Consider the following 5,635-nt stretch of genomic DNA (forward strand, 5'->3'; position numbering starts at 1 on the left):
ATGTGCAGCTGGACGCAGATAGCAGGTCAGGAGACCCGCCTTGTGCGCGTCGAGACCCATAAGAAGCTTAAAGTTTCCAAGGGTGGGCAGATCAAGAGCGAGCAGGTCCCTACGCGTGCTTTCTATCGGGGGCTTCAAGTTTGTGGTCTTCGCTGGGTCTGTCCATGTTGCACCATCAAGAAATCAGAGGGCTGCCGCGCCGAGATGAATGCTGCATTGGCGGAAGCGCGCAAACGGGGGTTACAGCCGGTAATGCTGACGCTGACGGCTCGGCATAAGCGCTCGATGCCTTTGGCGGAGATACAGGGTAAGATTGCTTCGGCGGAGAAGCGGCTTAAAACTACCCGTCATTGGAAACGGCTGATGAAGGTTGCCACAGGCGGTTTTGCAAAGGCGGTCGAGGTGACCCATGGTGCCAATGGTTGGCACCCCCATTTTCACATCATCCTGTTGCTTGACTGCGATAGCCAACCTGAGGCTTTCGAGGAGGTCGAGGAGCTGCGGGAAGCATGGCTCCATGAACTTACCTGTGCGGGCTTAGACGGCACGAGCAAAAAGGCGGTAGAGCATTCCTTCGACTACTGTGGTGCCGAAGAGGCTGGCGAGTATGTCAGCAAGTGGGGCGCGGGCGAAGAGATGACATTGGCCGGCTCAAAGGTAGGGCGGGGCAAAGGCCGCACGCCGTGGCAACTCTTGCGGGATGCGCGGGTGGCAGAAACCGATGCCGAACGTATGAAGGCTGGCGCACTCTGGTGGGAGTTTATCCAAGTGATGAAAGGCGTCCATCAGCTTCGCCAGTCGCCTGCGTTTCGGCAGTTGGTCAAAGAGTATGAGCCACCCAAGGTGCCTGAGCAGCCTGACCCTGTGGAAACCGAGGTATTTTCGTTCGGTCGCAAGGGGGATGATGGCCTCTGGTTGTTCGCGCGGCACCGCCGTAGCCGGATGCAGGACAAGGCAGAAGAAGGGACAGTCGAGGACGCTCGGCAGGGTGTGCAAGAAGTCATGCTCGATGAGCGGACCGATGAATATCTCCGGAAAGGGGATATTCCTGATCCCGGTCCGCTCATCGAGCATGGCGAATAAGCTGGATGTGTGGTAAGGTGTGCCTTGATGGATTTAACTATCAAACTCATCGTTCTCAACGGGTTAGCCAGAAGCGATGACAAGACAAGTCTTTTGCAGGACCTGTATCTGAGTGCGTTTTACACACTCCCTTGTGGAAGGGGAGGTGCCCATCAAAACACACCCCATACATAAAGCATTGCTATATAAATGTCAATAGGCAATTGCGCATGGTTCTGCCATGGCAAACTAACATGGTTTGGCGTATGGCGCAACCCGTTGTATATATATCGTGGATATTTATTCATAGGTATTTATAAATGATTATATATTGCTATGTATTATAGACAGACACACAGTCGTATGGTTCTGTCATATGAATGAGGTAGTAGGAGACGTCAGTTATGTCAGAGGTGGCAAATAAATGGGGGGAAGAAGTCGCGAAGCGTGGCTTCGCACAGATTCCAAATTACCTGCTTCACTTGAACCAGTTCGCGGCAAAAGAAGATCGTCTTTCTCCGGTTGAGCTTTTAGTCTTAATTGAGCTTTCCGGTTCTTGGTGGAAGAGGGATGAGCAGCCTTACCCTTCCATGAGAACGCTCTCCACTCGTTGTGGAACGTCAGAGCGACAAATCCTCAGGGCCATCGGAAGGCTTGAAGAGATTGGTTTGTTGAAGCGAGTAAAACGGCGAACAAAGGGTATCATCTCCTCGAATGCCTACGACTTGCTGCCGTTGGTGGAACAGCTTCAAGCCGTTGCCGCAGCATATCCTGCGGAACATCCTCGGAAGGTTGCGGGGAAGTCATCTGAAAGTGTCACTTCCGATGAATGATCTGCTAAGAGTTTCTACATTGACCTGTGCAGGTGTGCTTTGCACACTGCTCGCACAATGACTGAAATGCACACTCCGGCGCAGGCAGCAAAGATTGCTAATGTATCTCGATCAACAGTTTCGAGAGCCATAAAGAGCGGGGATCTTCCAGCCAGAAAGGGGAATCAAAGCTGGCAGATCAGCGATAGCGATTTGCGTGAATGGTTAGGTGTGCAGAAAAGTGTTCAGCGCACACGTGCAGGACATGTGCATGCACAGATGGATATGGAGCAGGTTGCGAAGATTTCCGGATTGGAGACGGAAAACCGTATGCTGCTCGAAAACTTGCGTAAAGCAGAGGCAAGGGTTGATCGCTTAGAAGTTATGCTGGGCGAGAGATGGTGGCATTCGGTGAGAGACTGGATGCGGAAGGACGTTAAGTAGCTTCTGCATCCCCCCGACCCGCTCTCATTATAAAGGGCCGTAGGGGCGGGGGGATGTAGAAGCGGGCGCGCCGAGGTCAATGCCATCGGTCGTGCCATAAGTGGATCAGGACGGCGATGATTAGGCGGGTGATGAATGTCATTGGCTATCTCCTCTTTTGACAAGACAGACTTAACATCAAGACAGTTGCGAATGGTTTCGAACTGGTTAAAGACCTGATCCCTTTAAGGTTTTGTTAATGTTCTGGTGCTGTCCCCGCAGGGTCCGCCGGAAGGCTCCCCAGAGAGGGCCCGCCTTTTTGCGCAGCAAAAAGGGTTAGCGGGTTAAACCTTTTTTCTACGACCCCTCCGGTGCCTATGTCCCTCTTATGAGCGAGACAGAGATCAAAAAGGGGAAGGTAGGGGCGGTGCGTCAAAGCGCGCTGCGCCTCTCTGACCTTGCGGTGATGGAGCGACACGGCAAGCGACAGGACGCAAGCAGTCAAGCGCGCCGTGTCCGCGATGAAAATGCCCTTATCTGGAACACGCTTGATCTGCGTGAAGCCCGCGAAATTCATGTGGATGGGGTGAAGCAGTCAGGGCAGACCGCTGCTTTGCACATCCTGATCCAGTTCCCGACTGCGTTGCAGCCGACGGACGACAAAGGCCAGCTACAAATGCTGATGCACTCTGTGCGTTTTGTGCAGAAATTTCACGGCGGGCGGGCCGTGTTTGCCGCACGGCTGGATCGAGATGAAGTCGGGCAGCATACCGTCGATGTTTTTGCGATGCCCACATATGAGCGGACTTATAAAGATGGTCGGACCGCGTGGTGGGCCAGTGTGTCAAAATTTACCAAAGCCGAGGCTAAGCGCAGGTATGGGCGTGATGACAAGCGTGCGCAGGGTAGCGCGCTGCAAGATGCGTGGCACGAATACCTGCGGGATGAGATCGGCCTCAATGCGCTGCAACCTACTCGCAAGAAGGCCACTGCGCGCGATCGGGTTGAGCCAGAAATGTATGCCTTGCGGCAAGAACAGAACCGGGTGCGCGCAATGGCGGAACATGCCCAACGATTATTAAGCGGGATTGAGAAGCTGGCGGCGCGTGTCGGGCGGTTCCTCCCGGAGCTCACAGGTCTGCGTGCTGGTGCGCGAGAGCTGGATGAAATGACAAACACCAAGAAAAACGAAAGGAATAACAGGTGGCGTTGATTTTTAGACGATTTGATAAAGCAGACGAAAGTGTGCGCGATGCACTCATAGCGCTGGCGAGGGTTCGAAAGAACAATGAGGAATTTTCAAAAGATCAGGTTTTGAAGTTTTCTCGGTCAGCCCGCGTGCTTTTTAACTATGCGTTACAGCGAGAACCGGAGGTAACAATCAAGGATTTGGGTAGATGCATCCACGACCTTGGCCTTGAAGCGCAGCACGATGGGATTCTGGGCAAATACGGCACTCCGGGTGCGGCCGAATGGCGGTTTAAGTCATTGATCCATCCTCGGCGCGCAGGCGGTGAGGGCGGCGACCCCTCGCCCGATGAGAAGTATATGACACTCGATGAAATGGCAGCGGTGTGGGCGGCGTGGCAAACGTCTGCCCGTGTCCAACCGCGGCGGCAGGGTGGTGCTCGATAATCTACATTGATGTCGATTTCTTCCGGGGGAATCTCGCTACCTGTGGCCACCCTGTGCCGCACTTGCAGACAGATCGGCGCTCGAATTCGTGCTGCGTGATCCCTGTGGGCACATCGCCGGGCTTACGGGTCACCGTATGCCCGCATTCCCAGCATCGAACCTCGATGTGGGTGATGCCGGTCGAGAATAGTTCATCAATGATCGTGGTCATTCCGACGGAATAACAGCACTGGACAGGGGCTGTCATGGTCGCAACGGTAGCTGCCCTGGTCGAAGCCTACGGGAGACCAAGGCAGCGGATAAATTGCGCACTGTGCGCAATCTTAGACCGATTTAAGCTTTGCTCGAAGCCGCCGTTTCTGCTCCTGTCGGATGATTTCGATCTCTGCTTGCAAGCTTTGCTGGGCGGCACCTGTCGCTCTTGTGAGGTCTTTCTGGCGCTCGGCCAGTTCGTTTTTCAAGCTTGTGTCTGACCAGTCTGCTACCAGCAGATTATGTCTTCCGATCATTGTTTTCCCTTCCTGAAAAGCCAGTTGAGCGGCCAGCCAAGCCAGCCTTTTTTCTGTTTCTCGGCCTCAATAGCGCGGCGCATCCATTCTTCTCGACTTCTTACGACATTCTCAATGCCCCCGAGATCATCAGCCAACTGGATCAGTTCAGGCGGAACCCATGTTTTCTTCCACCCTGCGTCTGTTCGCTCCTGATAGAGCTTCTTCTGTCGCTCTGCGCCCGTCATCGGTTGGTTCGGATCTCTCGGGGTATCTGGATTTGTCTCTTTTGGTAGAAGGTCGGAAGCACGCAGGGTGAGTTTCCCGCCTTTCAGGCGCATGGCAGCATCTGCGATCTCAATGGTTTTCAGCGTTCTGTCTTCGATCATCCGGCGCAGCTCGGGGTCGATGTTGTCAAACTTGGCGTTGCTGTCGTCGTCTTTCATTCAGTTAGTTCTCACAGTCAGTTCTCACGGCAGCGGGTTTGCTCATACCGTTTCTCCTAACAATGTTGGTTCGATTGTTGCCTCTCAAAAATTGAGAACCAGTGTCGTGCATTTGGCCGCACAGGTCCGGCCCTTATTCCTAAGACAGTGGTGAAACCATGCTTAGGAAGGAAGTTTTGTGGCAAATTATGATACCTACCGTCTCGCTTTGGAGACCATCACAGTCTTGATCCTGATCTTCGAGCAATGGCGTCGGTGATGGCTGAAACACCCAGATTTGGTGCTGACTTGCGCGGGACCAATATCCTGCGTAGGATTTCGGACAGAGCAACGAAAAAGGCTCAGGACGGCAATCCTGAGCCTTTAACTAAAACCACTTCGCGGCGCGCAAACGCCCAAGTGAGTAAAAACAGGATCGAGTTAGTGTTTTCACCGATACCACCGAATATAAGTGCGTCAGCACTGATCGGCAAGGATATTGGCACACGCTCCATGCGTGTGCCGGATGTATGAGTCCAAGCCACAACACCCCACCACATCCAGTATAGAGACCACCCCTTGGGCGACTTCTGGCGGTTCCGAATCGGCTGGGACGAAGCCGCCGCAGGCGGCTCTTGGTAAGAAGAGGCAAAACATTGACGCCTCGCCTAATGCAGAGGCAAAACAGCGTCGCAGGGAACGCTATGCCGATCAACGGACAGCGGCCTCCATCTACCGCAGTATGTCTGAACCTCTGCCTGGTAAGAAGCAGGCAGGCAGAGGGGTCACG

At 53.9% G+C, this 5,635-nt stretch carries 8 protein-coding genes; 6 read left to right on the plus strand and 2 right to left on the minus strand.

The features are described from left to right. The 5 genes from DSM110093_RS20830 (at position 1) to DSM110093_RS20850 (ending at position 3,932) form a co-directional block, all read left to right on the plus strand. A complete protein-coding gene (locus DSM110093_RS20830) occupies positions 1–1,083 on the plus strand; it encodes a protein rep (protein WP_243268581.1) in 1,083 nt (360 codons plus the stop codon). Positions 1,084–1,466: 383 nt separating this feature from the next. Further along, on the plus strand, positions 1,467–1,895 hold the full coding sequence (locus DSM110093_RS20835) for a helix-turn-helix domain-containing protein (protein WP_243268583.1): 429 nt from the start codon (positions 1,467–1,469) through the stop codon (positions 1,893–1,895). Positions 1,896–1,952: 57 nt separating this feature from the next. Then, on the plus strand, positions 1,953–2,318 hold the full coding sequence (locus DSM110093_RS20840; protein WP_243268585.1) for a helix-turn-helix domain-containing protein: 366 nt from the start codon (positions 1,953–1,955) through the stop codon (positions 2,316–2,318). Positions 2,319–2,763: 445 nt separating this feature from the next. After that, positions 2,764–3,510 (plus strand): hypothetical protein, encoded by a 747-nt coding sequence (locus tag DSM110093_RS20845; RefSeq protein WP_243268587.1) that lies wholly within the window; start codon positions 2,764–2,766, stop codon positions 3,508–3,510. Beyond that, complete coding sequence (locus DSM110093_RS20850) at positions 3,501–3,932, plus strand: hypothetical protein (RefSeq protein ID WP_243268573.1); 432 nt, start codon at positions 3,501–3,503, stop codon at positions 3,930–3,932. Before DSM110093_RS20845 ends, DSM110093_RS20850 begins: the two co-directional genes overlap by 10 nt. Positions 3,933–4,255: 323 nt before the next feature. On the opposite strand, the gene DSM110093_RS20855 is transcribed toward DSM110093_RS20850, so the two are convergent. Together DSM110093_RS20855 and DSM110093_RS20860 are read right to left on the minus strand one after the other, a co-directional pair. Further along, a complete protein-coding gene (locus tag DSM110093_RS20855) occupies positions 4,256–4,441 on the minus strand; it encodes a hypothetical protein (protein WP_243268576.1) in 186 nt (61 codons plus the stop codon). After that, positions 4,438–4,866 (minus strand): hypothetical protein, encoded by a 429-nt coding sequence (locus DSM110093_RS20860; RefSeq protein WP_243268579.1) that lies wholly within the window; start codon positions 4,864–4,866, stop codon positions 4,438–4,440. The genes DSM110093_RS20855 and DSM110093_RS20860 overlap by 4 nt, the downstream gene beginning before the upstream one ends. A gap of 258 nt (positions 4,867–5,124) precedes the next feature. Between DSM110093_RS20860 and DSM110093_RS20865 the strand changes: the two genes are divergently transcribed. Beyond that, positions 5,125–5,379, plus strand: a complete 255-nt coding sequence (locus DSM110093_RS20865; RefSeq protein ID WP_243268580.1) for a hypothetical protein — start codon at positions 5,125–5,127, stop codon at positions 5,377–5,379. The last annotated feature ends 256 nt before the right edge of the window (positions 5,380–5,635 follow it).

Source organism: Sulfitobacter sp. DSM 110093 (genome assembly GCF_022788715.1).
GTDB lineage: Bacteria > Pseudomonadota > Alphaproteobacteria > Rhodobacterales > Rhodobacteraceae > Sulfitobacter.